This is a genomic window from Halopseudomonas sp. Lyrl_26 (assembly GCF_051948695.1).
Lineage (GTDB): Bacteria > Pseudomonadota > Gammaproteobacteria > Pseudomonadales > Pseudomonadaceae > Halopseudomonas > Halopseudomonas formosensis.
On the sequence record NZ_JAYJLH010000005.1, the window covers coordinates 30,801 to 57,257 of the forward strand.

The window sequence follows — 26,457 nt, forward strand, 5'->3', positions numbered from 1 at the left end:
ATCTGTTGAAGAGCGGTATCGGCATGACCTCTCAGCGGACCCGCGAACGGCTGCTGGAGCGTCTGTTCGAGGAGGGCATCCGCGACCTCAAGGTACTGGAAGCCATTCGTCGCACGCCGCGGCACCTGTTCGTCGACGAGGCGCTGGCGCATCGTGCCTATGAGGACACGGCCCTGCCCATCGGCCACAACCAGACCCTTTCACAGCCCTATATAGTGGCGCGCATGACCGAGCTGCTACTCGGCGGGCGGGAGCTGGACAAGGTGCTCGAGGTCGGCACCGGTTCGGGCTACCAGACCGCCATTCTGGCCCAGGTGGTCGAGCGGGTGTTCAGTGTCGAGCGCATCCTGCCTCTGCAGGAGCGGGCCAAGGCCGTGCTCAGGGACATCGATATCCGCAATGTGGTCTTCCGCCACGCCGATGGCAACTGGGGCTGGCCCCAGTACGGACCCTATGACGCCATTCTGGTCACCGCCGCACCGGCGGAGGTGCCTGCCGAGCTGCTCACCCAGCTGGCGGACGGCGGACGCATGGTCATTCCGGTGGGCGAGCATGAGCAGTTTCTGACCCTGGTGATCCGTGAAGGGGATCAGTTCATCCGCCATCAGGTCGAACCGGTACGTTTCGTGCCGCTCTTGTCCGGAGTAATGAACTCTTGAATCGCCGCTTTCTGGATTATCTGCTGATCTACTTCAAGGGCATGGCCATGGGCGCAGCGGATGTCGTGCCCGGCGTCTCCGGTGGCACCATAGCGCTGATCGTCGGCGTTTATGAACGCCTGCTCAGGGCGCTGGGTTCCTGTACCCCGGACAAGTTGCTGTGGCTGGCGCGCGGTCGGTTCGGGGAGACCTGGCGGGCTATCGACGGCACCTTTCTGGTGGCGCTGATTGGGGGCATCCTCACCAGTATCGCTGCCTTTGCCAACCTGCTGGGGTATCTGCTCCATACCCACGGCGAGCTGACCTGGTCATTCTTCTTCGGTCTGATTCTGGTGTCGGTATATATCGTCGGGCGGGAAGTCCGGCGCTGGAATCTATGGACCCTGTTGCTGACCGCCCTGGGTGCTGCGTTTGCCTACGTGATCACGGTGGCGGCGCCGATGCAGTGGTCCTCGGCACCGCTGTTCATTTTCCTGGCCGGCTCCATCGCCATCTGTGCAATGATCCTGCCGGGTATCTCCGGCAGCTTCGTTCTCGTCCTGCTGGGCCTGTACGCCACCATTCTGGGGGCGGTGCGCAGTGCCGATCTGTTTACCCTGGCCGTCTTTGCTGCCGGGTGCGCAGTGGGGTTGCTGAGCTTCGCGCGACTGGTGTCCTGGTTGCTGGAGCACGCGCGCAGTGCCACTATGGCGGTCGCCACCGGGCTGTTGATCGGATCGCTGAACAAGGTCTGGCCCTGGAAGCAGACCATCAGCTGGCGGGAAAACAGCAAGGGTGTGATGGAGCCCATGCTGCAGGACAATGTCATGCCGGCCACCTATGAAGCACTGACCGGCGAACCTTCCTGGTGGATTGCCGGTCTGCTGCTCATGATGCTGGCCGTTGCACTGGTACTGACACTGGAATGGATCGGCCAGCGGATCAGTCGCGGCTGATATCGGAGCGGTCGGGCGGAAACCTTTTCAAGCGGGGGATCATTGTGAGGCGATGGAGTATCAGCACTGCCGGCGTACCCGGGCTCATGCTCATGGCCCTGCTGATATCTGCCTGCGCCGGTCCCGCCGGCACTGTACCAGTGGACGATCGCAGCCGGGGCGGCTATCGCGCCCAGCAGGTGACCAGTGGTCATCACGTGGTTCAGCGCGGCGATACCCTGTATTCCATCGCCTTCCGCTATGGCTGGGACTGGAAGGCTCTGGCCGCGCACAACGGCCTGCGTGAACCCTATACCATCTATCCCGGTCAGCGGCTGAGCCTGGACACCGGCAGCCGCAGTACCGCAACGGCCAGTCGTCCCTCCCCGGCGCCGGCGCGCAGCGCGCCGGCCTCCGCTACCCGCCCTGCAGCCGCTGCCACGACACCGCCGCGAACCGGTGCGGCCACTGCGCCCGCGGCAACCGCGACAACCACCCCTGCGCGTACCCCAACGGCTACCGCCCCCGCAGCCAGCCGGCAGCCGCCGGCCTCGACACCGGCACCGGCGGCAACGTCAGTGTCCGGCTGGCAATGGCCTGCGCAGGGCCAGATCATCGCCCGATTCCAGTCGAACGGCAGTTTGAATAAAGGGATTGATATTGCCGGTCAATTGGGTCAGCCTGTAAAAGCTGCGGCTAACGGAACAGTAGTTTACGCGGGTCGTGGATTGCTCGGTTATGGGGACATGATCATCATCAAGCACGATGAGACCTATCTCAGTGCCTATGCCCATAACAGCCGCCTGCTGGTGAAAGAGGGGGAACAGGTACGTACAGGACAGACGATCGCGGAAATGGGCAATACCGGCACCGACCGGGTGAAGCTGCATTTCGAGATCCGACGTCGGGGGCAGCCCGTTGACCCGCTCGGTTATTTACCAAAACTGTGAAGTAGTGCAAAACAAACCTGTATCTGCACTGTCATAGTTCTGGTGCACACTGCAGGAGGCGCCGGGGCAGAGTCCATTGCCACACGATGGTCCCGAAGTAGTCAGCGGAGACTGACGCGCACCGAATTGCATCAGGGGGTTTTCCGTCAGGCCGGGCGAACGCAAGGTTCGTCTCTGCGGGAACTGAATGGGCAGTTTGTCCAGTGTTTCGACTGAAGGTGGGGCATGCACATGGTAAATAATAATAATGCACCTGATCGGTACAGCGGCGATGAAGAGCTCATGGACCAGGTCAGATTCGAAGTGGATGACAGTCCCGGGGGCTCTGGCAAACCCAGGGTCACCACACCGCGCAACCACCAGCGCGAGGACTCCTTCGAATTTTCCCGCCAGCTCGACCCAACCCAGATGTATCTCAACGAAATCGGTTTTTCTCCCCTGCTGACGCCGGAGGAGGAAGTGCATTTCGCCCGCCTGGCGCAGAAGGGGGATCCTGCCGGACGCAAGCGCATGATCGAGAGCAACCTGCGCCTGGTAGTCAAGATAGCCCGCCGCTATGTCAACCGCGGGCTGGCGCTGCTGGATCTGATCGAGGAGGGTAACCTCGGACTGATCCGGGCAGTGGAGAAATTCGATCCCGAGCGCGGTTTCCGCTTCTCGACCTACGCCACCTGGTGGATCCGCCAGACCATCGAGCGGGCGATCATGAACCAGACCCGCACCATCCGCCTGCCCATTCATGTGGTCAAGGAACTCAACATCTACCTTCGCGCTGCCCGCGAGCTGACCCAGAAGCTGGATCACGAGCCCTCACCCGAGGAGATCGCCCAGCTGCTCGACCGCCCGGTGGAGGACGTCAAGCGCATGCTGGGGCTCAATGAGCGCGTAGCCTCGGTCGACGTACCCCTGGGCGCCGATTCCGACAAGACCCTGCTGGATACCCTGCCTGACGATATGGCCGGCGATCCCGGCGACCTGCTTCAGGAAGAGGACCTCAACGCCAGCATCGACAACTGGCTGTCGGAATTGAGCGAGAAGCAGCGCGAAGTGGTGACCCGCCGCTTCGGCTTGCGCGGGCACGAGAGCAGTACCCTGGAGGAGGTCGGTCGCGAGATCGGCCTGACCCGCGAGCGGGTTCGACAGATTCAGGTCGAAGCTCTCAAGCGCCTTCGGGATATCTTCGAGCAGCACGGGCTGAGCGCCGACTCCCTGTTCCGCTGATACCGGCCGGGTCCCGCCTTGATGGCGGGCCGACCGGCTCCGGATTCCGCTCAGGCAGTCCGCTCGCGCTCGCTGAAGGTGACGTACACCGCCGGCAGCACGAACAGGGTGAATAGCGTGCCCACGGTCAGTCCGCTGGCAATCACCACACCGATATCGAATCGGCTTACCGCGCCGGCACCCTGGGCGATCAGCAGCGGAATCATCGCGAACACCATGGCGGCGGTGGTCATCAGCACCGGTCGCAGGCGGATGGCAGCCGCCTGTTCCACCGCCTCGCGCATTCCCAGACCTTCCTGCCGTCGCAGCTGATTGGCGAACTCGACGATGAGAATCCCGTGCTTGCTGATCACCCCGATCAGGGTCACCAATCCTACCTGGGTATAGATATTCATGCTGGAAACGCCCAAGAACAGGGGAATCAGCGCGCCGCAGATCGACAGCGGGACTGTCACCAGAATGACCAGCGGGTCGCGGAAACTCTCGAACTGGGCGGCCAGCACCAGATAGATCATCGCCAGCGCCAGGGCGAAGGTGACATAGAGCGCCGAGCCCTCCTGCTTGAACTGGCGGGATGAGCCACCATAGTCCACGGAAAAGCCCTGTGGCAGCTCTTCCTCGGCGATCTCCTCCAGCAGTGCCAGGGCGTCACCCATACTGACCAGCGGAACGCCCTGGATGCGCGCTGCATTGAGCTGCTGGAACTGGTTGAGCTGACGCGGCCGGGCCTGTTCGCGATAACTGATCAGCGAGCCGAGGGGGATCATCTGGCCGTCCCGGTTGCGTACATGGTACTGGGCCAGCCAGTTGGGGTTGTCGCGATATTCGCGCTCCACCTGGGCGATGACCTTGTAGCTGCGCCCTTCCACCGTGAAGCGGTTGATTTCGCCCTCGCCGAGCAGGGATGCCAGGGTGAGTCCGATATCCTCCATGGACACATTCATCTGGGCCGCCTTTTCCCGGGAGATCTCCACCCCCAGCTCGGGTTTGTCGAAGGCCAGATCCACGTTGATTACGGCGAACTTGCCACTTTCCCGGGCGCGCGCGGCGACCCGTTCAGTGACCTGCAACAGGGTCTGATAATCGCCGAGACTGGTGATCACGAACTGCAGGGGCAGACCGTCGCTGGCGCCGGGCAGGGCCGGTACGCTCATGGCGAAGATCTGCAGCCCGGCGACTTCGTTCAGGCTGTTCTGGATCAGCGGCACCATTTCCGCTTCGCTGCGCTCGCGCTGATCCCAGGGCTTGAGGATGAAGCCGCCCAGACCACTGTTCACGCCATCCATGCCGTTGATATGGAAGTGCGCCTCGTACTCCTCGAACTCCCTCAGCCGTTGATTGACCTCGTTGGTGTAGTGGGTGAGGTACTCGAGGTTGGCGGTCTGTGGTGCATTGGTGAGCATGAATACGAAGCTCTGGTCCTCGGATGGCGCCAGCTCGCTGCGGGTGAACATCAGCAGTGCCGGAATCAGCAGCAGGACCAGCACGCCGAAGGTGAGGGTCACTCCCCGGGTCTCCATGCTGCTGTGCAGCAGGCGCTGGTAGCGCACCTGCATGCCGTGGAACAGGCGATCGAGTCGCGCAGCCAGGCCGCGGGTAGTGTCGGCAGGGCGCAGAAGGCGCGAGCACATCATCGGTGACAGGGTCAATGCCACTACCCCGGAAATGACGACCGAGCCGGCCAGGGTGAAGGCGAACTCCTTGAACAGGGCCCCGGTGATGCCTTCCAGAAATCCGATGGGTGCGTAGACCGCCGCCAGGGTGATGGTCATGGCCACCACCGGCATGGCGATCTCCCGGGCGCCGAGCAGGGCAGCGTCCACCGGTGACCGGCCTTCCTCGATATGCCGATGGATGTTCTCCACCACGACGATGGCGTCGTCGACCACCAGGCCGATGGCCAGTACCAGGGCCAGCAGGGTCAGCAGGTTGATCGAATAACCCATCAGCTGCATGAAAAACAGCACGCCGATCATTGACAGGGGGATGGTCACCACCGGAATGATCACCGAGCGTACCGAGCCGAGGAACAGGAATACCACCACGATGACGATCACGACCGCTTCGGCCAGCGTCTTGATCACCTCGTCGATCGACTCCTGGATGAACAGGGTGGCATCGTAGGCCACCGTCATCTCCAGTTCCGGCGGCAGCTGCGCATCGATCTGCGGCAGCGCCTTGCGCACCTCGGCAATCACATCCAGCGGGTTGGCGGTGGTGGTGGCCTCGACGCCGATGTAGACCGCCGGAATGCCATTGAAGAAGCTCATCGCATTCAGGGATTCGGCGCCCAGCTCGACCCGGGCGATGTCCCCGATCAGTACCCGGGTGTCGCCGTCGGTACGCACCGGGATGGCGGCAAACTGCTCGGGTTCCTGCAGGTCGGTGGCGGCGTTGACGCTGGTGACCACATATTCGCCCTTGGTCTCGCCGGCGGCAGCCAGGAAGTTGTAGCGGCGCACTGCCTGATTGACGTCGCTGGCGGTGACCCCCATGGCGGCCATGCGCACCGGGTCCAGCCACAGACGCATGGCGAAGTTCTGCCGACCGAGGATGGCGGCATCGGCAACCCCGGGCAGGGTCGCCAGACGCGGCTGCACCACCCGGGACAGATAGTCGGTGATCTGCGGGTTGCTCAGGGTCTCGCTGCTGAAGCTGATGTACATCAGTGCCGTGGCATCCGCCGCCTCACGGCTGATCACCGGATCCTCCGCCTCGGCCGGTAGCTGGCTGCGCACTTCGGCGGCTTTGGACATCACGTCGGTGAACAGCCGGTCCGTATTCACCCCGAGTCGTGCACGGACCTGGATCACCGAGAAGTTCTGCCGGCTCACCGAGCTGATGTAGTCCACCCCTTCGGCGCTGGCCAGACTCTGCTGCAGCGGCTGGGTGATATAGCCCTGGATCACTTCCGCGTTGGCCCCGGGGTAGGCCGTGGTCACCGTGATCAGCACGTTTTCCATCTCGGGGTACTGGCGGATGGTCAGGCTGTTGAGGGCCTGCATGCCGAGCAGAATGATCAGCAGACTGACCACGGTCGCCAGCACCGGGCGACGGATGAAGATATCGGTAAAAGCCATGCGCGGGATCCTACAGCGGATTGCTGTTGTTGATGACCACGGCTGCGCCGTCGTCGAGCTTCAGCTGTCCGCCGGTAACCACCTGCTCGCCGGCCTCCAGACCCTTCAGCACCACGACCTGTCCTTCACGGCGCTCGCCGGTGGTGACGAAGCGGCGGCGAACCACCAGGCCGGCCTCGTCGTTCTCCCCATCCTGCGCCGCTTCGCGGTCGGCAGGCTCGACGACATACACCGACTGGCCGTAGAGGCTGAAGGTGACGGCCGTCTCCGGTACCACCACCCGGGGTTGAGTGTCAGGCAGCAGGACGTTCAGCTCGGCGAACATGCCGGGCAGCAACTGCTCCTCCGGATTGCTGACCCTGGCGCGCACCAGCAGGGTACGGGAACTGGCGTCCACCCGCGGGTTGATCGCGGTTATCTCTCCGGAGAACCGCTGATCAGGGAAGGCCGCGACGCTGAGCTCAACGTGCTGGCCCACACTGAGCAGGGGAAAGTACTGCTCTGCCAGACTGAAGTCGACATTGAGGCTGGACAGATCCTGCAGGGTCGCAATCAGGGTCCCGGGGGACAGGTAGTCACCCGGGTCGACCTGAACGATACCCAGTCGGCCCGGGAAGGGTGCCGTAATGGTCTTCTTCTGCAGAATGGCGCGCAGCTCGGCAGCTTTGGCTCGGGCCTGGCGCAGGGTTGAGCTGGCCTGGTCGAACTGGGCCTGGGAAATGCTCTGGCGCCGCAGCAGATTCTGCTGACGGTCGAAGTCCAGTCGGGCCAGTTCCACCTGGGCTTCGGCAGTCTCCAGGCTGGCCTGCTCGACCTGATTGTTCATCACCAGCAGGGTCTGGCCGGCTTCCACAAGCTGGCCGGATTCGGCGAGGACGCGCTCCACGGTGCCGGCAATCTCCGCCGTCAGCTCCACCCCCTGGCGTGCGGTGAGGGTGCCGATGGCGGGCAGCCGACTCTGCCAGTCGATGCTCTGCGCCTCGGTGGCGCTGACCTGGATCGGTGGCTTGGGGGCGGTGAAGAAGGCGATCTGCTGGCGGATGGAGTAATACTTCCAGGCGCCGAGTGCCGCCACTACGGCAATGAAGAGGATAAGCAGGACGATGAGTCTTCGCAGCATGGTGGGCGATCCCGGCTCGACGTCGGCAGTATCCGCTTGCCGACACTTGTTGGAAATTATGTGCGAAGATTAACGGGTCACGGCGGCTAAACAAAGTTTTATGGGCATCTTTTGCGCGCACTGGCCAGCGCCGCGGCTATCGTGAATGGGTCGGTATAAGGAGCACAGGGATGGAATGGGGCAATCTGTGGTGGCTGGTCATCGGGGCAGGGCTGGTGGTGCTGCTGGTATATGCCATCACGCTGTACAACCAGCTGGTCAGCGTCAAGCATGGGGTAACCCAGGCCTGGTCCAATATCGACGTTCTGCTGCGCCAGCGGCATGAGGAACTGCCCAAGCTGGTGGAGGCCTGCCGCCAGTACATGCAGTACGAACAGGCAACCCTGGAGCGGGTGATCAGTGCCCGCAACGCCGTCGGTCAGGCCCGGGATCGCTCGGATATCCGCTCCCTCGGCGAAGCCGAGACCGCATTACGCAGCGGTCTGGGGCAGCTCTTCGCCCTGGCGGAGAACTATCCGCAGCTACAGGCCAACAGTTCATTCCAGCATCTGCAGCAGCGAATCTCCGGTCTGGAGACCGGCATCGCCGATCGCCGTGAGCTGTACAACGCCGCCGTCAATATCAACAACGTGCGTATCGAACAGTTTCCCGATGTGCTCATCGCGCGCCTGTTCAACTTCCGTGAGGCCGAGCTGCTGCGCTTCTCCGAAGCCGAGAAAGCGGACGTGAACCTGCGCCAGCTGTTTTCATGATCCAGCTGCCCGGCGGGCCGGTCCTGTCGGTCCCGTTCTTCTACTTCGCCCTGGCGTTCAGCTCGCTGCTGACGCTATGGCTGCTGTACCGCACCTTCAGCCGGCTGCGCCGCGCCCGCTGGGTCGAGGATACGCCCACCTCGCTGGTCCGTTCCGCGGCCCAGGGCCTGGTGGAACTGCAGGGGTGGGTAGAGGCCGGCGGCCATGAACCGCTGATTTCCCCGCTGGCTGGCGAGCCCTGTCTCTGGTACCGCTTCACGGTGGAGGAGTACCGGCGCAGTGGCAAGCACCGGGAGTGGCGCACGGTGGAAAAAGGGCAGTCGGACCGGCCGTTTCTGCTGCGCGACGCTACCGGGGAATGCTGGATAGTGCCCCGGGGCGCCGAGGTGCATCCGCGGTTGCGCCGGCGCTGGGAGGGCAACCGCCGCTGGCCGCTGTCGCCGACCAGTCAGACCCGGCTGCTGGGTGCTCTGATCGGCCAGCGCTACCGCTACACCGAGGAATGGCTGCGTGAGGGGGATCCGCTGTACGCGCTGGGCTGGTTCGAGAGTCGCGGTGGCGGGCGCGAGACCTTCGACACCCAGCGGGTGGCCCGGCAGATCATCAGCGACTGGAAGGCGGATTATCCGAATCTGCTGGCACGCTTCGACCGCAATCGGGATGGTCAGCTGGACCAGCAGGAGTGGCAGCAGGTACAGGCGGCCGCGGCCAGCGAGGCGCAGCGCCGCAGCAACCAGGCCGCGCTGCAGCCGGTGGTTCACAGCCTGGGCAAACCCCCGTATCGGGGGCTGCCCTTCGTATTGTCGGATCACCACGAGGAGCAGCTCAGCCGCAAGCTGCGCCGTCAATCGGCAGGGAGCCTGCTGGGCATGCTGCTGGCAGGGATGGCGGCCGGCTGGTTGTGGCTGGGTCTACTGCGTCTCTGAGGCCAGTGCCTGCTGGTAGTTGCGCATCCATACCCATAGCGCCGGCGCGGCGAGGGGGCGGCTGTAGAAATAGCCCTGCACCTCGTCGCAACCTTCGTCCTGCAGGTAGGCTTCCTGCTCGGCGGACTCCACCCCCTCGGCGATGACCTCCATCTTCAGGTTGCGGCCCAGCTGGATGATCACGCGTACTATGTTGCGGTCATCCTCATCCGCCGGCAGGTCGCCGGTGAAGCTCTTGTCGATCTTGATCTTGTCCAGCGGCAGCCGGCGCAGATAACTGAGCGATGAGTAGCCGGTGCCGAAGTCGTCCAGAGCGATGCGTACGCCGGTGGCCTTGAGCTGGTGCAGATGCCGGGCCGCCGCGTCGATGTCCTCCATCAGTCCGGTCTCGGTCACCTCCAGAACCAGGGAGTGGCGTGCCAGGGCGTAGCGGTCCAGGGTACGGGTAACCATGTCGCAGAGGTCCGGGTGGTGCAGCTGGACCGTGGACAGGTTGACCGACATGCGCAGATCGGGCCGCCCCTTGTGCTGCCATTCGCGCAGCTGCCGGCAAGCCTGGTCCAGAACCCATTCACCTATCGCGATGATGGCGCCGCTCTGCTCGGCCAGGGGAATGAACAGGTCCGGCGGCACCATGCCGCGCTCGGGGTGGTGCCAGCGCAGCAGCGCCTCGACGCCGGTCACCCGCTTGTCGCGCAGATTGATCTGCGGCTGGTACACCAGGTGGAACTGATTGTTTGCCAGGGCTTCGCGCAGACCGGCGGCCAGTTCGCGGCGCATGCGCATCTCGGTATCCACGCTGGCGATGTAGAACTGGAAGCGGTTACGTGAACGGGCTTTGGCCAGCATCATGGTCTGCTCGGCCTTCTGCAGCAGCTTGCCCGGGTCCATGCCATCGTCGGGGAACAGGGTGATACCGATAGTGGCCTGCAGGGTGATGCTGTGACCATCCAGCATCAGCGGCAGGCTCAGCTCGTTGAGAATCTGCTGGGCCAGCTCGGCAACTTCCCAGGGTTCGACATCGGCCACGATCAGGGCAAACTGGTCGCCGCCCAGGCGCGCCACGCTGGACAGCCGACCGCTGTGTGCCTGGAGACGCTCGGCGACGGCAATCAGCAGCTGGTCGCCCGCCTGATAGCTGAATTTCTCGTTGATGGTCTTGAAGTCATCCAGGCCGCAGCACAGCACGGCGGCGTTGCACTGGCGCCGGTGGGCGTCACTGAGCACACGGGACAGTTGTTCGAGCATCAGGCTGCGGTTCGGCAGGCCGGTCAGCTGATCGTGACGTGACAGATGCAGCAGGCTGGCCTCGGCTTCCCGCCGGCCGCTGCGGTTGCGCTCGATGGAGTCCAGCAGCTGGTTGATCTTGCGGGTCAGCAGTCCCAGCTCGTTCTTCTCCTGACCGGGGAGCATGGGCACCATCATCTTGCCGGGCCGGTCCGGGTTTATGAAGCCGATGTGTTCGATGATCCGCCCCAGTGGGCGGGTCAACAGTATGTGGTACAGCAGATAGACCACCGCGGCCATGACCAGGGCCCGCAGCAGACCGGTAACCAGAATGATCAGGGCGTTGCGCAGGAAGCGTTCGCCGTAATGGGTGGTGTCCAGGGAGAGCTGCAGCTCGCCGTAGTAGTTGTCATAGGGCGCACGGCCATGGAGCGGGATGCTGAAACTCTGCTGCACACCGAACAGCGGGTCGGTCAGATACTGGTAGAAAACGGGTTGACGCGGACGGGTGCGGCTGGCCAGTGGTGCTTCGTCGGGATGGCCGATGGTGGCCTGCTGAACCGCTGGATGGGCGAAGAGACCCTCGATGACCTGGCTGGCGGTTTCGCGGTCGAGACTGAATATGGCCTGGCTGGCCGGATCGTGGAACATGGCAAGAATCTGGTTGGCGTCCCGCACCAGATTGGCGCGGACTGCCCGCAGGTCGACGAAGATCTGCGCCAGGCTCAACAGCATTCCCGCCAACAGTGCCCACAACAGCACCAGTCGGAGCAGTTTGACTGAAAGGCTGTGCCGTGTTTCGACTTTCAATGCGGCCTATCCTTTGCTCTTTTTCTTGCCATCATGCATTCGCGTCGGATCGTGCGCAACTGCCTGCCGGTGAAAAGTTCTACCCCCAATATGCAGACACCCCGCCGAGGCGGGGTGTCTGTCTTGCAACGCGGGGATCAGGCAGCGAAGTTCTTCGCCACGAAGTCCCAGTTGACCAGATTCCAGAACGCCTCGACGTATTTCGGACGGGCGTTGCGGTAGTCGATGTAGTAGGCGTGTTCCCAGACGTCGCAGGTCAGCAGCGGGGTGTCACCGGAGGTGATCGGGTTGCCGGCACCGATGGTGCTGGCCAGGGCCAGGGAGCCGTCAGCCTTTTTCACCAGCCAGCCCCAGCCGGAACCGAAGGTGCCGATGGAAACCTTGCTGAACTCTTCCTTGAAGGCTTCGAAGGAACCGAAGGCCTTGTTGATGGCTTCGGCCAGCTCGCCGGTGGGCTCGCCGCCGCCGTTGGGGCTCAGGCAGTTCCAGTAGAAGGTGTGGTTCCACACCTGGGCAGCGTTGTTGAACAGGCCGCCGCTGGAGGTCTTGATGATCTCTTCCAGGCTCTTGCCTTCGTACTCGGTGCCTGCGATCAGGTTGTTCAGGTTGACCACGTAGGTGTTGTGGTGCTTGCCGTAGTGGTACTCCAGGGTCTCAGCGGAGATGTGCGGCTGCAGGGCGTCCTGAGCGTAGGGAAGCGGGGGAAGTTCGAAAGGCATGGTCTCTCTCCATTTCAGGGTTATGGGGCGATCGAGACAGGCCGGATCGTGCGCCTGCTGGTGCGGCCGTGGTGCTGGCCAGCCCCTGTTTATTAGCTGGAAGATCATAGCATTCCGTACCGCAACTGACCAAGCCGGGCGCTCTATTCTGGCGAGTGCGCATCAGCTCCAGACAGGGGCGGCCAGCGTCCAGGCCACTCTCAGCATCATGGCGGCGACCAGCAGATCTATTACCCGCCAGGTGACAGGTCGGCTCAGCAGTGGTGCGAGCCGGGCGCCGCCGATCGCCAGACTGAAGAACCACAGCATCGAGGCACTGGCGGCGCCGGCGGCGAACCAGATCGGCCAGGACTGCTGGGCGCCCACCGAGCCGATCAGTATCACGGTATCCAGATAGACATGGGGATTGAGCAGGGTGATGGCAAGGGTCGCCAGAATGACGGCTTGCCGGGTGCGTCGGGGCTGGACCGCAGCCTCGCTCTGGAGCGTCTGCTCGCCGAGGGCCCGGCGGATCGCCAGCAGGGCGTAGCCGAGCAGAAACAGGATGCCACCCCAGCGGGCAATTTCCATGACCAGCGGATGCTGCTCGATCAGCGTGGCCAGCCCGAAGACCCCGGCGGTGATCAGAATGGCATCACACAGCATGCAGATCAGGGCCACGCTCAGATGGTGTTCGCGTTTCAGACTCTGGCCCAGCACGAAGGCGTTTTGCGCGCCTATGGCCATGATCAATCCGGCAGCGACCAGCAGTCCATTGAAAAAACTGGTGTAGTACGACAAGGCGAGAACTCCGAAGGGGTGGGCTGGTAGTCTGGCCCTGGCACCGGTATAAGGAAAGTCGATATTGCTAATGGGGTATAAGGTAATCTGATGCTGGACTACAAATTGCTGCAGGCCCTGGCGGCCGTGGTGGAGCAGGGCGGGTTCGAGCGAGCGGCCCGAGCGCTTGGCCTGTCCCAATCGGCGGTATCCCAGCGTGTCAAATTGCTCGAGGCGCGGGTCGGCGCTCCGGTACTGCTGCGGGCAACCCCGCCTACGCCGACCGATACCGGGAAGCGGTTGCTCAACCATGTGCAGCAGGTGAGGATGCTCGAGCGTGAGCTGCAGCGCGAGGTGCCCATGCAGGAAGGGGAAGCGCCGCTGCCCCGACTGCGCCTTGCGCTCAATGCTGACAGTCTGGCCACCTGGTGGGCGCCGGCGGTGGCCGATCTGTGCCGCCAGCAGGCACTGCTGCTGGAGCTTCTGGTGGAGGATCAGGATGTGGGGCTGCGCCGCATGCGCGCCGGGGAGGTGATCGGTTGTGTCTGCGCCGCCGAGCGTCCGGTGGCCGGTGCCCGCTCGGTGCCACTCGGGGCCATGCGCTACCTGGCGGTCGCCAGTGATGGTTTCATTCGTCGGCACTTTGCCGAGGGCGTGTCCGCCCGGGCCTTGGCGAGGGCCCCGGCGGTGGTATTCGGTCCCGATGATCAGCTGCAGCATCGCTTCCTGGCCCTTGCCGGGCTCGCGGTCGATTTTCCCCACCACCTGTGCCCCTCGTCCGAGGGTTTCGTGAGAATGATAGGCGCGGGTATGGGCTGGGGCATGGTGCCGGCATTGCAGGCGCGGGACGCCCTGGCGGCGGGGCAGTTGCGCGAGCTGATCCCCGGTTGCCATGTGGATGTGCCTTTGCATTGGCACTACTGGCGCAACGGCGGGCAGCTGCTGGAGCTGCTGACCCGGCAACTGCTTGAACAGGCGCCGCGCTGGCTGGGCCCGATTGACGGTTGAGGCCGGGGCTGGCCAGGGTCAGGTTCAGCGCGCAGAATACGGGCTGCGAAAACGGAGGTAGATGGTACTCATGCGTGATGATTTCGATGGCAAGCTGCCGGACATCCGTGCCACGGATGACGATCGGGTCGCTGCTCCGGGTACGGGGCGTCCGGCCGAGGCGGTAGAGCCGCCATTGGTCAGGGCAGTGCGGGAGCCGGCGCCGCGGCGCTCCGGTAACGGGTTGCTGTGGGCGGTGTGCATCAGCCTGCTGCTGGCCTTTATCGGACTCGGTTACTGGAGCCATGAGCAGCAGAGCCGGCTGCAGCGACAGCTGGTAGCCACCCAGGAAAGTTTTGCCCGGATCAGCGAGGACGCGGCAGGCCGGCTGCAGGATATCAGCGGCAAGGTCATCGCCACCGAATCCACCCTGAGTCAGACCGAGCAGGAGCGTCTGCGGCAGATCAACCAGCTGGAGCAGCGGATGGAGCAGCTGGCCACCCGCCAGCAGGAGCAGCAGCAGACCCTTCAGCAGCATGGGCAGGGACTCGAGGGGCTGCGCAGCCGGCTGGCGCCCCTGCAGCAGTCCGGTGAAAGCCAGGCACGTCAGCTTGCCGACCTTGCCGAGCAGCTGGGGCAGCTGGAGCAGCAGCTTGCCCAGCAGCAACAGACGCTGAACGACGCCTCCGGCCAGCTCGAGAGCGCCGCCCGGGATCAACAGAAGCTGCGCGCCGAGTTGACTGCGCTCAGCGAGCCGGTCCAGGGTTTGGCCCGCCTCGAGCAGCAGCTGGCTGAAGCTCAAACCCAGCTTGCCCGCCAGCAGGGGGAGCTGCAGGCGTTGCGCCAGGCCGCGTCCGCTCCGGGCATGGAGCAGGAGCTGCTGGTGCTGCGCAGCGAGCTGGATAACCGGCTGATGGCCATGGAGGAGGCGCTGCAGTCCATCGACAGTTTCCGCCTGCAGACCAATCGCACCATTTCCACGGTGCGTGACCAGCTTGCCGGTCTGCAGCAGCAGATCAACCAGCGCTGATGAACTATCTCGCGCACCTGCGGCTGGGGCCGGATCATCCCCAGCTGGCGCTGGGCGGGCTGCTCGGTGATTTCATCAAGGGGCCGGTGGCGTCCATGACCTTGCCCGAGCCGGTGCGTCAGGGCATCTGGCTGCACCGTCGCATCGACGCCTTCACCGATCGCCATCCGTTGGTGCTGCGCAGCAAGGCCCGGGTCAGCGACCAGCGCCGGCGCTACGCCGGCATCATGGTCGACATGTTCTACGACCACCTGCTGGTGCTGCACTGGGAGCGCTTCTCCGATCAGTCCCTGGCCAGTTTCACCGCACGAATGTATCAGGCGGTGCTGGACCAGCAGACGCTGATGCCCGACCGGGCTCGGCAGGTTCTGGTGCGCATGGCGACAGAGGACTGGCTGGGCAGCTATGCCCGGCTGGATAACCTGCACCTGGCGCTGAACAATATGGCCCGGCGTCTGCGTCCCGGCAACCCGCTGGTGGGGGCGGTGGAGGAGCTTGAGGGCGATTACCGGAGCTTTGAGCAGGACTTCCTGCAGTTCATGCCGGAGGTGATCACCTTCGCCACGGCCGAGTCTCGCGGCCTGATAACGCCTGCGTAGAAGGAACCGAGACCCCCGGGGCCGGTCTTCTGAAGAGCGGCGCTTGTCGCCCGCAGGCGGGCACCGGCCCCGAAGGCCCGGCGCAGCGCCTGCTATGCTCAAGACGCAGTGAACCGTTCGGCGACCGGTCCGCTGTACACCCAAGATGATGACCGGCTTCCCGAGGTATGCATGGCGGCAGCCCCCTATTACCCCTGGCGGGAAAACAACCGCTTCGAACTCATGGTGGATGGCCACTGTTTCTTTCCGCAGTTGATCCAGGCCATGGAGCAGGCGCAGCAGACCATCGATATCGAACTCTATCTGGTGGAGTCGGGGCAGAGCTTCAACCGGGTCTTCGCGATCCTCGCCGCAGCGGCGGCCAGGGGCGTGCGGGTACGCTGTCTGTTCGATGGGGCGGGCAGCCGGGACCTGGGTGAGGAGGACCGCCAGCGCTTGCGCGAGAGCGGGGTCGAGCTGCGTTTCTACAACCCGCTCAACCTCTGGGGCGGGCGGGCCAATCTGCACCGCGATCACCGCAAGCTCATCCTCGTTGACGATCAGGTCGCGTTCATCGGTGGTACCGGCTTCACCGATGATTTCTGCATTCCGGATGAGGCCGGCCACTGTCTCTGGCATGAGCAGATGCTCCGCGTGGAGGGGCCTGTGGTGGCTGACTGGGTTACGGTGTTCCAGCACCAGTGGGATGCCACCCACCGGCGACGGGGACGACCTCCGGCGCAGCTGCACAGGGTGCGCATACCGCCCCGTCCCGAAGGCTCCGAGGGGCTCGCGCGGGTCTCCCTGACCGATGGCCGCACCCACCGGGAACTGGTGCAGGCACTGCTGAGCAGCATCGCCCGGGCCGAGCACAAGGTCTGGCTGGCCACACCCTATTTCGTGCCCGGCTGGCGCATACGCCGATCACTGATGCGGGCCGCCCGGCGTGGGGTGGATGTCCGGCTGCTGCTGTGCGGGGAGATCACCGACCATCCCCCGGTACGCTATGCCGGCCAACGCTATTATCGACGACTGCTGATGGCGGGCGTGCGAATCTTCGAGTATCAGCCGCGCTTTCTGCATCTCAAAACGGTGCTGGTGGATGACTGGGTCAGTCTGGGCTCTGCCAACTTCGACCGCTGGACCCTGCACTGGAACCTGGAAGCCAATCAGAACATCATCGACAGTGGCATGACCCGCACCGTCGAGGAGAGCTTTGCAACCGATTTCGCCGAGTCCCGGGAATGGACGCTGCAGGACTGGCGAGAGCTGAGCTGGGCCCACAGGCTCAAGATCCGCCTGTGGGGCGGCATCAGCCGCAGCGCCATGGTCTGGCTGGGGATACGCTGATCCTCAGGCGTAGGCTTGCTCATGGGCGCAGGTACGGTTGCGTCCTTCGGCCTTGGCCTGATAAAGCGCCTCGTCCGCCTGGCTGATGCGCCACTCCAGATCGTCCTCGGGATGGATCAGGCAGATGCCGGCGGACATGGTGCAGCGCACGCCCTCGGGCAGGGCGCTGAAGGGATGGGTAGCCAGCCCCTGGCGTATGCGCTCGACGCAGTGATGCAGGGTCGCCAGGTCGCAATTGTCCAGCAACAGCACGAATTCCTCCCCACCGAAGCGGGCGACTATGTCGTTGCCCCGCAGATTGGAGCGGGCTATGCGGGCGAACTCCTGCAGCACCTGATCTCCGGCGGCATGGCCGTAGAGATCGTTGATGCGCTTGAAGTGATCCAGGTCGATCAGAGCCAGCCCCAGGGTCTGGCCGCGGCTGAGCAGGGTGTTGCGCCGCTGGGCTTCCTCGATGAAGTAACGGCGGTTGGGCAGGTCGGTGAGGGCATCGGTGGTGGCCAGGTTCTGCAGCTGATCCATCATGCTGCGCAGCGTCTGCTGGTGCTGCTGGAGCGTGCTGTGGCGCTGCTGCAGCCGCTCGCGCAGGGCGCGGATATAGCTGCCGAGGATGATCAGCCAGAGCAGGAAGCAGGCCAGGATGAACCATTCCAGCAGGGCCACGGTAAGGCTCTGGGGGTAGATGCCCAGATACTGGTTGATGACGATCAGGCTGGCATAGCAGACCAGCGCCAGCGCAGCGTGGATCAGGTAGGCGGTGCGGCTCATCTGGAACACGCCGAACAGCAGGATCAGGCAGTAGGCGACCATGATGGTGCCGCGGATCTCGCCGACCAGGGCCAGCAGATAGGTCTGCAGCAGCAGTGCCACTATGATCTGCGGGCTGGTCAGGCTGGGGTCGCGAAAGCGCAGGTTGAGGCCGGTCTTGAATATCAGAAAGAAGGTGAACTGGGTGATGAAGCCCAGCGCATAGTGACTCAGCGCCATGGCATTGCTGCCCAGGTAATGCCCGGTGGCCCAGGTCACGGCGATCACCACGTAGGCGATCATGTAGGTCGATTGGGCTAGATAGAAGCGTTGCAGGCGAAGGGCCTGGAAGCGGTCCTGCTGTTTGCGCTCCGAATCATTCACCTTGTTGTCCTTGTATGATGGCTCGTTGATATCACTCTAATCTTTATGTTGCCGCTTGCCCAGTCCCTTATAGCACGATAGTGCCACTCAATTGGTCGTATTGCTCTCGCTGGCCCGTCCGCTCAGGTATACTCTGTCGCCTGCTTTCATGGGTCGGCACCCGTGCCTCGACCCGAGCATTCCGTGAATCTGGCCGCCCCCGCCTGTGGTACCGGTAGTCCTGCGGTCAGTCAGTCTATAGAGGAGCCTGTCCGAGAATGGCGGTTATCAAGCAAGATGATGTGATCCAGAGCGTCGCCGATGCGCTGCAATATATCTCCTACTACCATCCGGTTGATTTCATTCAGGCGGTGCACCAGGCCTATTTGCGGGAAGAATCCCCGGCGGCACGGGATGCCATGGCCCAGATTCTGATCAACTCGCGCATGTGCGCTACCGGCCACCGCCCCATCTGTCAGGACACCGGTATCGTCACCGTCTTCGCCAAGGTGGGTATGGATGTGCGCTGGGATGGCGCCACCATGAGCCTGGACGACATGATCAACGAAGGGGTGCGCCGTGCCTACCAGCTTCCGGAAAACGTGCTGCGTGCCTCCATCCTGGCCGATCCGGCGGGCAAGCGTACCAACACCAAGGACAATACCCCGGCGGTGATCCACTACCAGGTGGTACCGGGCAACACCATCGAGTTCCACGTTGCGGCCAAGGGCGGCGGTTCGGAGAACAAGTCGAAGATGGTCATGCTCAACCCCTCCGACTCCATTGTCGACTGGGTGGTACAGACCGTTCCGACCATGGGTGCCGGCTGGTGCCCGCCGGGCATGCTGGGGATAGGTATCGGCGGTACCGCCGAGAAGGCGGCTGTGCTGGCCAAGGAATCCCTGATGGATCCGATCGATATCCACGAGCTGCGCCAGCGCGGCCCGCAGAATCGGGTCGAGGAACTGCGTCTGGAGATCATGGACAAGGTCAACGCACTGGGTATCGGCGCCCAGGGCCTGGGTGGTCTGACCACGGTGCTGGACATCAAGATCAAGGATTACCCGACCCATGCTGCCAGTCTGCCGGTGTGCATGATCCCCAACTGCGCCGCTACCCGCCACGCCCACTTCGTGCTGGATGGCAGTGGCCCGGCCGCGCTGACTCCGCCGCCCATGGATGCCTACCCGGATATCACCTGGGAAGTGGGCAGTGGCGTTCGCCGTGTCAACCTGGACACCCTGACCCCCGAGGAAGTGCAGACCTGGAAGACCGGCGAGACCGTGCTGCTGTCGGGCAAGATGCTGACCGGCCGTGACGCGGCGCACAAGCGCATGGTCGACATGCTGAACAAGGGCGAGCAGCTGCCGGTGGATCTGAAGGGCCGGGTCATCTACTACGTGGGTCCGGTTGATCCGGTGCGTGACGAGGCGGTAGGTCCGGCCGGTCCGACCACCGCGACCCGCATGGACAAGTTCACCCGCCAGATCCTGGAGCAGACCGGTCTGCTGGGCATGATCGGCAAGTCCGAGCGTGGCCCGATTGCCATCGATGCCATCCGTGATCACAAGGCGGTCTACCTGATGGCCGTGGGCGGCGCTGCCTACCTCGTCGCCCAGGCGGTGAAGAAGGCCGAGGTGGTTGCCTTTGCGGATCTGGGTATGGAAGCGATCTACGAGTTCGAGGTTCAGGACATGCCGGTCACCGTTGCGGTGGACAGCAGTGGTGAGTCGGTACACATCACCGGTCCGCAGATCTGGCAGAAGAAGATTGCCGAAAGTCTGGCGGTGGAAGTGCAGTAAACCGCTGTAGCCAGCAACAGAAAACCCGGCCTTGTGCCGGGTTTTCTGTTGCTGCAATTCGGTATGTGAGTGCACATAACACGCAAGCACGCATCCAGCAATCTCGAGTTATCAGACTATCTGTTCACTCACCTGCAGCAGCTTCATCGAGTTGGTGCCCCCACGGGAGTTGTACACGTCGCCCTTGGTGATGATCACCCAGTCTCCCGGCTTGACGTGGCCCCGCTGCAGAAGCGCTTCTACGGCACGCTGGTTGACGTCGCTCGAGGGCAGGTGGGCGGGGTTGAACTCGATGCTGTGCACGCCGCGCATCAGTGACACCCGGCCGAGTGTCTGCCGGTTGGGCGACAGGGCGAAGATCGGCAGGTGCGAGCGGATGCGGGACATGATCAGCGGGGTGTAACCGCTTTCGGTCAGGGAGATCACCGCCGTTACCCCGGGGAAGTGGTTCGCCGCGTACATCGCCGACAGCGCTATGGTCTCGTCGCAGCGCTCGAAGGACATGTGCAGACGGTGACCGGAGCGCTGGCTGGTCGGGTGCTTTTCCGCGCCCAGACATACCCGGTGCATGGCGGCCACCGCTTCCACCGGGAAGTCCCCGGCGGCAGTTTCACCGGACAGCATCACTGCGTCGGTATTATCCAGCGCCGCGTTGGCGACGTCGGAGACCTCGGCACGGGTCGGCAGCGGACTGTTGATCATCGACTCCATCATCTGGGTGGCGGTGATCACCGTCTTGTTCTTGCGCCGGGCGTGGGCAATGATGGTTTTCTGGATGCCGACCAGCTCCGCATCACCAATCTCCACACCCAGATCGCCGCGGGCGACCATGACGGCATCGCTGGCATCGATCAGGCCATCGAGAGCCGCTTCATCGGCCACGGCCTCGGCGCGTTCGATCTTGGCCACCAGCCAGGCCTGGGACTCGGCGTCGCGCAGCAGCTTGCGCGCCAGGTCCATATCCCGGGCATCCCGGGGGAAGGACACCGCCACGTATTCCATCTCCAGCTCGGCGGCCAGCACTATGTCGGCACGATCCTTGTCGGTCAGCGCTGAGGCGGAGAGACCGCCGCCACGGCGGTTGATGCCCTTGTGGTTGGACAGGTAGCCGCCGGCGGTAACGGTGCAGATGGCCTCGCCCCGGGCGATGGCGTCGATCACCAGCACGATGCGGCCGTCATCGAGCAGCAGCTCGTCCCCCGGGCGGCAGTCGGTCACCAGGGCAGGGTAGTCGATGCCGACCACTTCCTGGGTGCCTTCATCCAGCGGGTGGGTGGTGGAGAGGCGGAAGCGGTCGCCGACCTCGAGATGGATCTTGCCTTCCTTGAAGCGGGCGATGCGGATCTTGGGTCCCTGCAGGTCGCCCAGCAGTGCCACGTGCACACCCAGATTGGCGGCAATCTCCCTTACCAGGCGCGCTCGCTCCCGATGCTCGTCATGGGTGCCGTGGGAGAAATTGAGCCGGGCTACGTTCATGCCTGCCCGGATCAGGGCCTCGATGCGTTCCGCTGAGCTGCTGGCGGGGCCGAGGGTGGCGACGATCTTGGTACGACGCAGGGTCATCTTGGTTTTCCCTTCAGTGATATATCAATGGCTTACAATAGATGATATCCGTTGTTGATGACAGGCGGGAGACCGCCGGGTCAGTATCTGGTTTTCAGGAGGAGGCTTATGCACCCCCGGGTGATAGAGGTAACCGAGCGGCTGCGCCAGCGCAGCAGCAGGTCCCGTGCGGCCTATCTGCAGCAGATGGACGAGGCTGCCGCGCTGCCGCGGGGGCGCCGGGCGCTGTCCTGCAGCAATTTCGCCCACGGCATGGCCGCCTGTCCGGCGGAGGACAAGCAGCGCCTGCGCCTGCCGGATGAGGTCAACATCGGCATCGTCACTGCCTATAACGACATGCTCTCGGCCCATCAGCCCTATGAAAGCTACCCCGAGCAGATCCGCGGCATATTGCGACGTATGGGGGCGACCGGCCAGGTGGCCGGCGGGGTGCCGGCGATGTGTGACGGGATCACCCAGGGCGAGCCGGGGATGGAGCTGTCGCTGGTCAGTCGGGATGTCATCGCGATGGCCACCGCCGTGGCCCTGTCGCACAACATGTATGACGCTGCGCTGTGCCTGGGGATCTGCGACAAGATTGTGCCGGGGCTGCTGATGGGCGCGCTGCGCTTCGGCCATCTGCCGGTGCTGTTTGTCCCCGCCGGCCCCATGCCCTCCGGGTTGCCCAATGACCGCAAGGCGCAGGTCCGCCAGCGTTATGCCGAGGGACTGGCCAGCCGGGAAGAGCTGCTGGAGGCCGAAAGCCAGGCCTACCACGCGCCGGGCACCTGTACCTTCTACGGCACTGCCAACACCAACCAGCTGCTGCTGGAGGCCATGGGGCTGCAGTTGCCGGGGGCTTCCTTCGTCAATCCCGGCACTCCCCTGCGCGAGGCGCTGACGGTGGCGGTAACCGAACAGGCTGCGCGGCTGGCGCGCACCGGGCAGGGCAGCCTGGCCCGTATCGTCGATGAGCGTGCGCTGGTCAATGCGCTGGTCATGCTGCTGGCCACCGGCGGCTCCACCAACCTGACCCTGCATCTGATCGCCATCGGGCAATGTGCCGGTCTGCAGCTGAACTGGGATGACATGGGCCTGCTGTCGGAAGTGGTGCCTACCCTGGCGCGTATCTATCCCAATGGCCAGGCGGACGTGAATCATTTTCAGGCCGCCGGCGGCAGCGCCTGGCTGTTCGCCCAGCTGCTGGAGGCCGGTCTGCTGCACAGCGAGGTCGAGACCGTAGCCGGTCCGGGACTGGAGCGCTATGCACGAGAACCCGCGTTGCAGCAGGGGCAGCTGCACTGGCGCGATGGCCCGGCGGCGAGTCTGGACCGGACTGTGCTGCGCGGCTGGCGCGATCCGTTCCGGGCCGATGGCGGGCTGCGGGTGATCCGGGGCAACCTGGGGTGTGGGGTGATCAAGCTCTCGGCGGTGCAGCCGGAACACTGGCAGGTGACGGCGCCGTGCCGGATCTTCGACAGCCAGCAGGCCTTTGTTGCCGCCTTCGAGAACAACGAGTTCCGCCAGGATATGATCGCCGTGGTGCGTTTTCAGGGACCGGCGGCCAATGGCATGCCTGAGCTGCACAAGCTGACGCCCTATCTCGGTGTGCTGCAGGATCGCGGATTGCGGGTGGCGCTGGTTACCGACGGGCGCATGTCCGGGGCTTCGGGCAAGGTGCCGGCGGTCATCCACCTGACGCCGGAAGCCGAAGCCGGCGGCCCCCTGGCGCGGTTGCGCGACGGCGACGTACTGGCGCTGGATGCCGGTGCCGGCGTGCTGGATGTGCAGATGGACAGCGCCGAGTGGGATGCCCGCTCGCCGGTCCCGGTGGGGGATGGCGTGCGTCGCGGCTGGGGGCGCGAGCTGTTCGGCTTCGCCAGGCGCCAGGTCAGCCCGGCAGAGCAGGGGGCGAGCTGCTTTACTGACAGTCTGATTCTGGCTGACGGAGGTGAGCTGTGATCGAACAGCTGTTGCAGGACCATGGGCTGGGTTGGTACCAGGCGGATAGCGCGCGGACTCAGGCAGTGATGGTGGCCGAGCGCATCGCCGGGGAGTTGCAGCAGGCCATCGAGGAGCGGGGCGAGGCCAGTCTGGCATTATCCGGCGGCCGGGGCCCCGAGTTGTTTCTGCGCCAGCTGGAACAGTCGGGTCTGGACTGGTCGAAGGTAACCATCATGCTGGTGGATGAACGCTGGGTACCGGCCGAGGATGAACAGAGCAACGCCGGCCTGTTGCTGCGCTGCATGCCGGGAGCCCTGCAGCAGGCTCGCTGGATCCCCATGTACCGTGGTGAAGGCCTGCAGGCGGATGCCGACACCATGGACCGCATGTTGCGCGCGCTGCTGCCGCTGGATGTACTGGTGCTGGGTATGGGCAAGGACGGCCATACCGCGTCGCTGTTCCCCTTCCTGCCCGAGCTGGCAGGGTATCTTGACCCGGCGCAGGAACGTCTCTGTGTGGCGGTGCCGCCGGAGGGTGGGCGTCTACCGCGGCTGAGCATGACCGCACGGGCCATCGACAGCGCCGGAACCCGGTTGCTGGTGCTCGCCGGAGAGGAAAAGCGGCGGACCCTGGTCAGCGCCTGGCAGGAGCAGGACCCCCTGCGGATGCCGATCAAGGCCTTTCTCAAACCGCCCATGGATATCTACTACAGCCCCGACGGGGCTCTGGAAAACTGATGAGACTGTTGGAAAACAGCAGGGTCCTGGACGACATCCTTGCCGGCCAGCCGATACTGCCGGTGCTGAGCATTACCAGGGAAAGCGACATCCTGCCCATGGCCGACGCCCTGGCCGCCGCTGGCATCACCAATCTGGAGGTCACCCTGCGTACCCCCCTCGGGCTGGGCGCCATTCGTCTGCTGGCCAGCGAACGCCCTCAGCTGTGCGTGGGGGCCGGCACCGTACTGGATGCCAGGCAGTTCCAGTCGGTGCTGGATGCCGGGGCGAGGTTCATCGTCACCCCCGGGACCACGGATGAGCTGCTGGCGCTGGGGCTGGACAGTCCGGTACCGCTGTTGCCGGGGGTCGCCACCGCTTCGGAGATCATGCGCGGTTACCGTCTGGGCTATCGCTGCTTCAAGCTGTTCCCGGCGGAGATCTGTGGCGGCGTAAAACTGCTGAAGGCCCTGGCGGGCCCCTTCCATGATGTTCGCTTCTGTCCCACCGGCGGCATAGGCCCGGAGCGCCTGCCGGACTATCTGGCCCTGGACAATGTGGTTGCCGTCGGTGGCAGCTGGATGGCGCCCCGGGACCTGATCGAGTCTGGTGACTGGCAGGCCATCACCCGACTGTGTCGGCAGGTTCCCCGGCGCAGGTGATCCCGGCCTCAGGCCGGGCGTGAGGGATCCTCGAAGCCGTCCGGCTTGATGATCAGCATGTCGCAGGGCACGTCCTCCAGCAGTCGCTCGGCGGTGTGTCCGATCAGCGCACTTTCGATACGTGAGCGGGATATGGCGCCCATGACAAGCAGGTTCACTCCCTTATCGGCGGCAAATTGCGGAATCGCCTGCTCCGGGTAGCCTGTCAGCAGGTGCTGCTGCTCCTCGGACAGGGCGCTGGCACTGGCAAAGGCGTTGAAGGCATCGGCGTGCTGGCGGCGTACATCCTCGGCATAGCCGTCGTAGTCGGCTACCAGGCCGGTATCGAAGGCCAGGGTGTGTGGCAGCGGGTTGTAGCAGTGCGCCGCGCTCAGCCGGGCGCCGACTTCAGCGGCGAGCTTGCGGGCGGTGTCGAGGATCTTGTGATCCAGCGCCGCCGGCTTGTCCGCCTCATGCAGTGGGTCGACGCTGGCGCAAATGTGTTGCAGCGGGGCGTCCGGCTGCTTGACCAGCCACAGCGGTACGGGACAGTAGCGGATCAGGAACCAGTCACTGTTGCTCAGTACCAGACGCTTGAGCAGGCTGTGACGCTGTCCGGTCTTGAGCACTATATCCGGCTGCTGTTCATGCACGGCGCGCAGGATATGTCGCTCGAACCTTTTGCCCCACACCGCAGTGGTATTGACGATATGGCCGCGGGCGCGCAGGGGGGCGGCAAGCCGGTCCAGATATTCCTCTCGGTGTCCGAGCAGCTTGTTGCGCGCTTCGGTCAGCAGGTCGTTGCTGAACAGCAGCCCCCCCTCGAGTTCTGGAATATAGTCGCAGACAAACAACGTGAAGCGCGCCTGCCGATAGTGGCCGGCCAGCTGCTCGGCCCGACGCATGCAGGGTTGCTCGTTTTCACTGGTTGGATCGATAACCACCATGATGTGCTGGATGTTCATGCCCGCTGCCCCTTGTTGGTCCACTAGTGATATTAGGACAGCCTAGGTCAATTGCCTCGGTACCGGCGCTGACCCAGATCAATAACCGGCGAGCTGCCGTCCATCTTCCGACCACCGTTTATTGGACTGGCACGGGCGGTGGGCTATCCTGATGCAGATGTTCAGGGAACGAGCCGCCAGCACGCAGTCACGCCCGACGCCACGCCCCTGCCAATTCTGTGTGTTCATATTTCTGCGGAGCAAGGGCTATGTCCGGGATGACCTTCCAGGGAACGGCGCAGGACGCCGTCAAGCGGCTGGAGCGCGGTATACCGCGGCATCAATTGCATGCCTATCTGAGCGTGTTCAACAGTTTCGATGGCCAGTTCATGGGAATCATGGCCAACGTCTCCTGCAAGGGGTTCATGCTGATCAGCCCCTATCCGGTGATGCTGGACGAAGACTACGACATGCAGCTGCATCTGCCGGCGCTGGGCGGCGAGGGTGAGTTCGTGCTGCCGTTTCGCGCCAACAGCCGCTGGTGCCGACCGGATCTCACGCCGGGGCATTATGATGCCGGGTTCGCCCTGATCAGCGACCCGCAGGTGTTCGCCGGTCTGTCCATTGCACTGCAGCGCTATTTCACATTTACCCACCAACCGGATGCCTGAACGGC

23 protein-coding genes are annotated in these 26,457 nt (G+C 64.1%); 15 read left to right on the forward strand and 8 right to left on the reverse strand.

The features are described from left to right. The first annotated feature begins 23 nt into the window (after positions 1-23). The 4 genes from VF673_RS08365 (at position 24) to rpoS (ending at position 3,744) form a co-directional block, all read left to right on the forward strand. The gene (locus VF673_RS08365) at positions 24-659 is read left to right on the forward strand and encodes a protein-L-isoaspartate(D-aspartate) O-methyltransferase (RefSeq protein WP_320331375.1); all 636 of its coding nucleotides are present in this window, start codon (positions 24-26) and stop codon (positions 657-659) included. A 41-nt stretch (positions 660-700) separates the two neighbouring features. Further along, the gene (locus VF673_RS08370; protein ID WP_320331376.1) at positions 701-1,594 is read left to right on the forward strand and encodes a DUF368 domain-containing protein; all 894 of its coding nucleotides are present in this window, start codon (positions 701-703) and stop codon (positions 1,592-1,594) included. Positions 1,595-1,680: 86 nt separating this feature from the next. Beyond that, entirely contained in the window at positions 1,681-2,523 is an 843-nt protein-coding gene (locus VF673_RS08375; protein ID WP_440291744.1) for a peptidoglycan DD-metalloendopeptidase family protein, read from the forward strand. A 282-nt stretch (positions 2,524-2,805) separates the two neighbouring features. After that, a complete protein-coding gene (gene rpoS, locus VF673_RS08380; RefSeq protein ID WP_328586343.1) occupies positions 2,806-3,744 on the forward strand; it encodes an RNA polymerase sigma factor RpoS in 939 nt (312 codons plus the stop codon). A gap of 50 nt (positions 3,745-3,794) precedes the next feature. Here the strand turns inward: rpoS and VF673_RS08385 are convergent, their stop codons facing one another. Beyond that, complete coding sequence (locus tag VF673_RS08385; protein WP_440291592.1) at positions 3,795-6,824, reverse strand: multidrug efflux RND transporter permease subunit; 3,030 nt, start codon at positions 6,822-6,824, stop codon at positions 3,795-3,797. 10 nt (positions 6,825-6,834) lie between these two features. Then, complete coding sequence (locus VF673_RS08390) at positions 6,835-7,944, reverse strand: efflux RND transporter periplasmic adaptor subunit (RefSeq protein ID WP_273122985.1); 1,110 nt, start codon at positions 7,942-7,944, stop codon at positions 6,835-6,837. Positions 7,945-8,114: 170 nt separating this feature from the next. On the opposite strand from VF673_RS08390, the gene VF673_RS08395 reads away from it, so the two are divergent. Next, entirely contained in the window at positions 8,115-8,696 is a 582-nt protein-coding gene (locus VF673_RS08395) for a LemA family protein (protein ID WP_090537673.1), read from the forward strand. Continuing rightward, positions 8,693-9,622 (forward strand): GIDE domain-containing protein, encoded by a 930-nt coding sequence (locus VF673_RS08400; protein WP_440291593.1) that lies wholly within the window; start codon positions 8,693-8,695, stop codon positions 9,620-9,622. The genes VF673_RS08395 and VF673_RS08400 overlap by 4 nt, the downstream gene beginning before the upstream one ends. On the opposite strand, the gene VF673_RS08405 is transcribed toward VF673_RS08400, so the two are convergent. The 3 genes from VF673_RS08405 to VF673_RS08415 form a co-directional block, all read right to left on the reverse strand. Then, positions 9,608-11,659 carry a putative bifunctional diguanylate cyclase/phosphodiesterase gene (locus VF673_RS08405; RefSeq protein ID WP_440291594.1) on the reverse strand — a complete coding sequence of 684 codons (2,052 nt, stop codon included), beginning with the start codon at positions 11,657-11,659 and terminating at the stop codon, positions 9,608-9,610. The two genes, VF673_RS08400 and VF673_RS08405, sit on opposite strands and share 15 nt — an antisense overlap. Positions 11,660-11,796: 137 nt before the next feature. Beyond that, entirely contained in the window at positions 11,797-12,378 is a 582-nt protein-coding gene (gene sodB, locus VF673_RS08410) for a superoxide dismutase [Fe] (RefSeq protein WP_090537668.1), read from the reverse strand. 162 nt (positions 12,379-12,540) lie between these two features. Then, positions 12,541-13,104, reverse strand: a complete 564-nt coding sequence (locus tag VF673_RS08415) for a LysE/ArgO family amino acid transporter (RefSeq protein ID WP_440291745.1) — start codon at positions 13,102-13,104, stop codon at positions 12,541-12,543. Between the two features lie 144 nt (positions 13,105-13,248). Here VF673_RS08415 and VF673_RS08420 point away from each other — a divergent pair, with 144 nt between their 5' ends. From VF673_RS08420 to VF673_RS08435, 4 genes are all read left to right on the forward strand, one after another. Further along, the gene (locus VF673_RS08420; protein ID WP_440291595.1) at positions 13,249-14,145 is read left to right on the forward strand and encodes a LysR family transcriptional regulator ArgP; all 897 of its coding nucleotides are present in this window, start codon (positions 13,249-13,251) and stop codon (positions 14,143-14,145) included. A gap of 61 nt (positions 14,146-14,206) precedes the next feature. After that, positions 14,207-15,154 (forward strand): ATPase, encoded by a 948-nt coding sequence (locus tag VF673_RS08425; RefSeq protein WP_440291596.1) that lies wholly within the window; start codon positions 14,207-14,209, stop codon positions 15,152-15,154. Continuing rightward, positions 15,154-15,753, forward strand: coding sequence for an ACP phosphodiesterase (locus VF673_RS08430; protein WP_440291597.1), 600 nt, complete (start codon positions 15,154-15,156; stop codon positions 15,751-15,753). The genes VF673_RS08425 and VF673_RS08430 overlap by 1 nt, the downstream gene beginning before the upstream one ends. A gap of 171 nt (positions 15,754-15,924) precedes the next feature. Then, positions 15,925-17,082 (forward strand): phospholipase D-like domain-containing protein, encoded by a 1,158-nt coding sequence (locus VF673_RS08435; RefSeq protein WP_090537660.1) that lies wholly within the window; start codon positions 15,925-15,927, stop codon positions 17,080-17,082. A 3-nt stretch (positions 17,083-17,085) separates the two neighbouring features. Here the strand turns inward: VF673_RS08435 and VF673_RS08440 are convergent, their stop codons facing one another. Continuing rightward, the gene (locus VF673_RS08440) at positions 17,086-18,213 is read right to left on the reverse strand and encodes a GGDEF domain-containing protein (protein WP_090537658.1); all 1,128 of its coding nucleotides are present in this window, start codon (positions 18,211-18,213) and stop codon (positions 17,086-17,088) included. A gap of 257 nt (positions 18,214-18,470) precedes the next feature. Between VF673_RS08440 and VF673_RS08445 the strand changes: the two genes are divergently transcribed. After that, positions 18,471-19,994, forward strand: a complete 1,524-nt coding sequence (locus tag VF673_RS08445) for a fumarate hydratase (protein ID WP_090537656.1) — start codon at positions 18,471-18,473, stop codon at positions 19,992-19,994. A 111-nt stretch (positions 19,995-20,105) separates the two neighbouring features. On the opposite strand, the gene pyk is transcribed toward VF673_RS08445, so the two are convergent. Continuing rightward, a complete protein-coding gene (pyk, locus tag VF673_RS08450; RefSeq protein ID WP_090537652.1) occupies positions 20,106-21,557 on the reverse strand; it encodes a pyruvate kinase in 1,452 nt (483 codons plus the stop codon). Between the two features lie 108 nt (positions 21,558-21,665). Between pyk and edd the strand changes: the two genes are divergently transcribed. The 3 genes from edd to VF673_RS08465 are packed head-to-tail and all read left to right on the forward strand — an operon-like array spanning position 21,666 to position 24,858. Next, the gene (gene edd / locus VF673_RS08455; protein ID WP_440291598.1) at positions 21,666-23,498 is read left to right on the forward strand and encodes a phosphogluconate dehydratase; all 1,833 of its coding nucleotides are present in this window, start codon (positions 21,666-21,668) and stop codon (positions 23,496-23,498) included. Next, positions 23,495-24,217: a 6-phosphogluconolactonase gene (gene pgl / locus VF673_RS08460; protein WP_440291599.1), complete on the forward strand. Its 723-nt coding sequence runs from the start codon at positions 23,495-23,497 to the stop codon at positions 24,215-24,217. The genes edd and pgl overlap by 4 nt, the downstream gene beginning before the upstream one ends. Continuing rightward, positions 24,214-24,858: a bifunctional 4-hydroxy-2-oxoglutarate aldolase/2-dehydro-3-deoxy-phosphogluconate aldolase gene (locus VF673_RS08465; protein ID WP_407046223.1), complete on the forward strand. Its 645-nt coding sequence runs from the start codon at positions 24,214-24,216 to the stop codon at positions 24,856-24,858. Before pgl ends, VF673_RS08465 begins: the two co-directional genes overlap by 4 nt. 8 nt (positions 24,859-24,866) lie before the next feature. Here the strand turns inward: VF673_RS08465 and VF673_RS08470 are convergent, their stop codons facing one another. After that, the gene (locus tag VF673_RS08470) at positions 24,867-25,802 is read right to left on the reverse strand and encodes a universal stress protein (protein ID WP_440291600.1); all 936 of its coding nucleotides are present in this window, start codon (positions 25,800-25,802) and stop codon (positions 24,867-24,869) included. A gap of 248 nt (positions 25,803-26,050) precedes the next feature. Between VF673_RS08470 and VF673_RS08475 the strand changes: the two genes are divergently transcribed. Continuing rightward, positions 26,051-26,452 (forward strand): PilZ domain-containing protein, encoded by a 402-nt coding sequence (locus tag VF673_RS08475; RefSeq protein WP_440291601.1) that lies wholly within the window; start codon positions 26,051-26,053, stop codon positions 26,450-26,452. Positions 26,453-26,457: the final 5 nt, after the last annotated feature.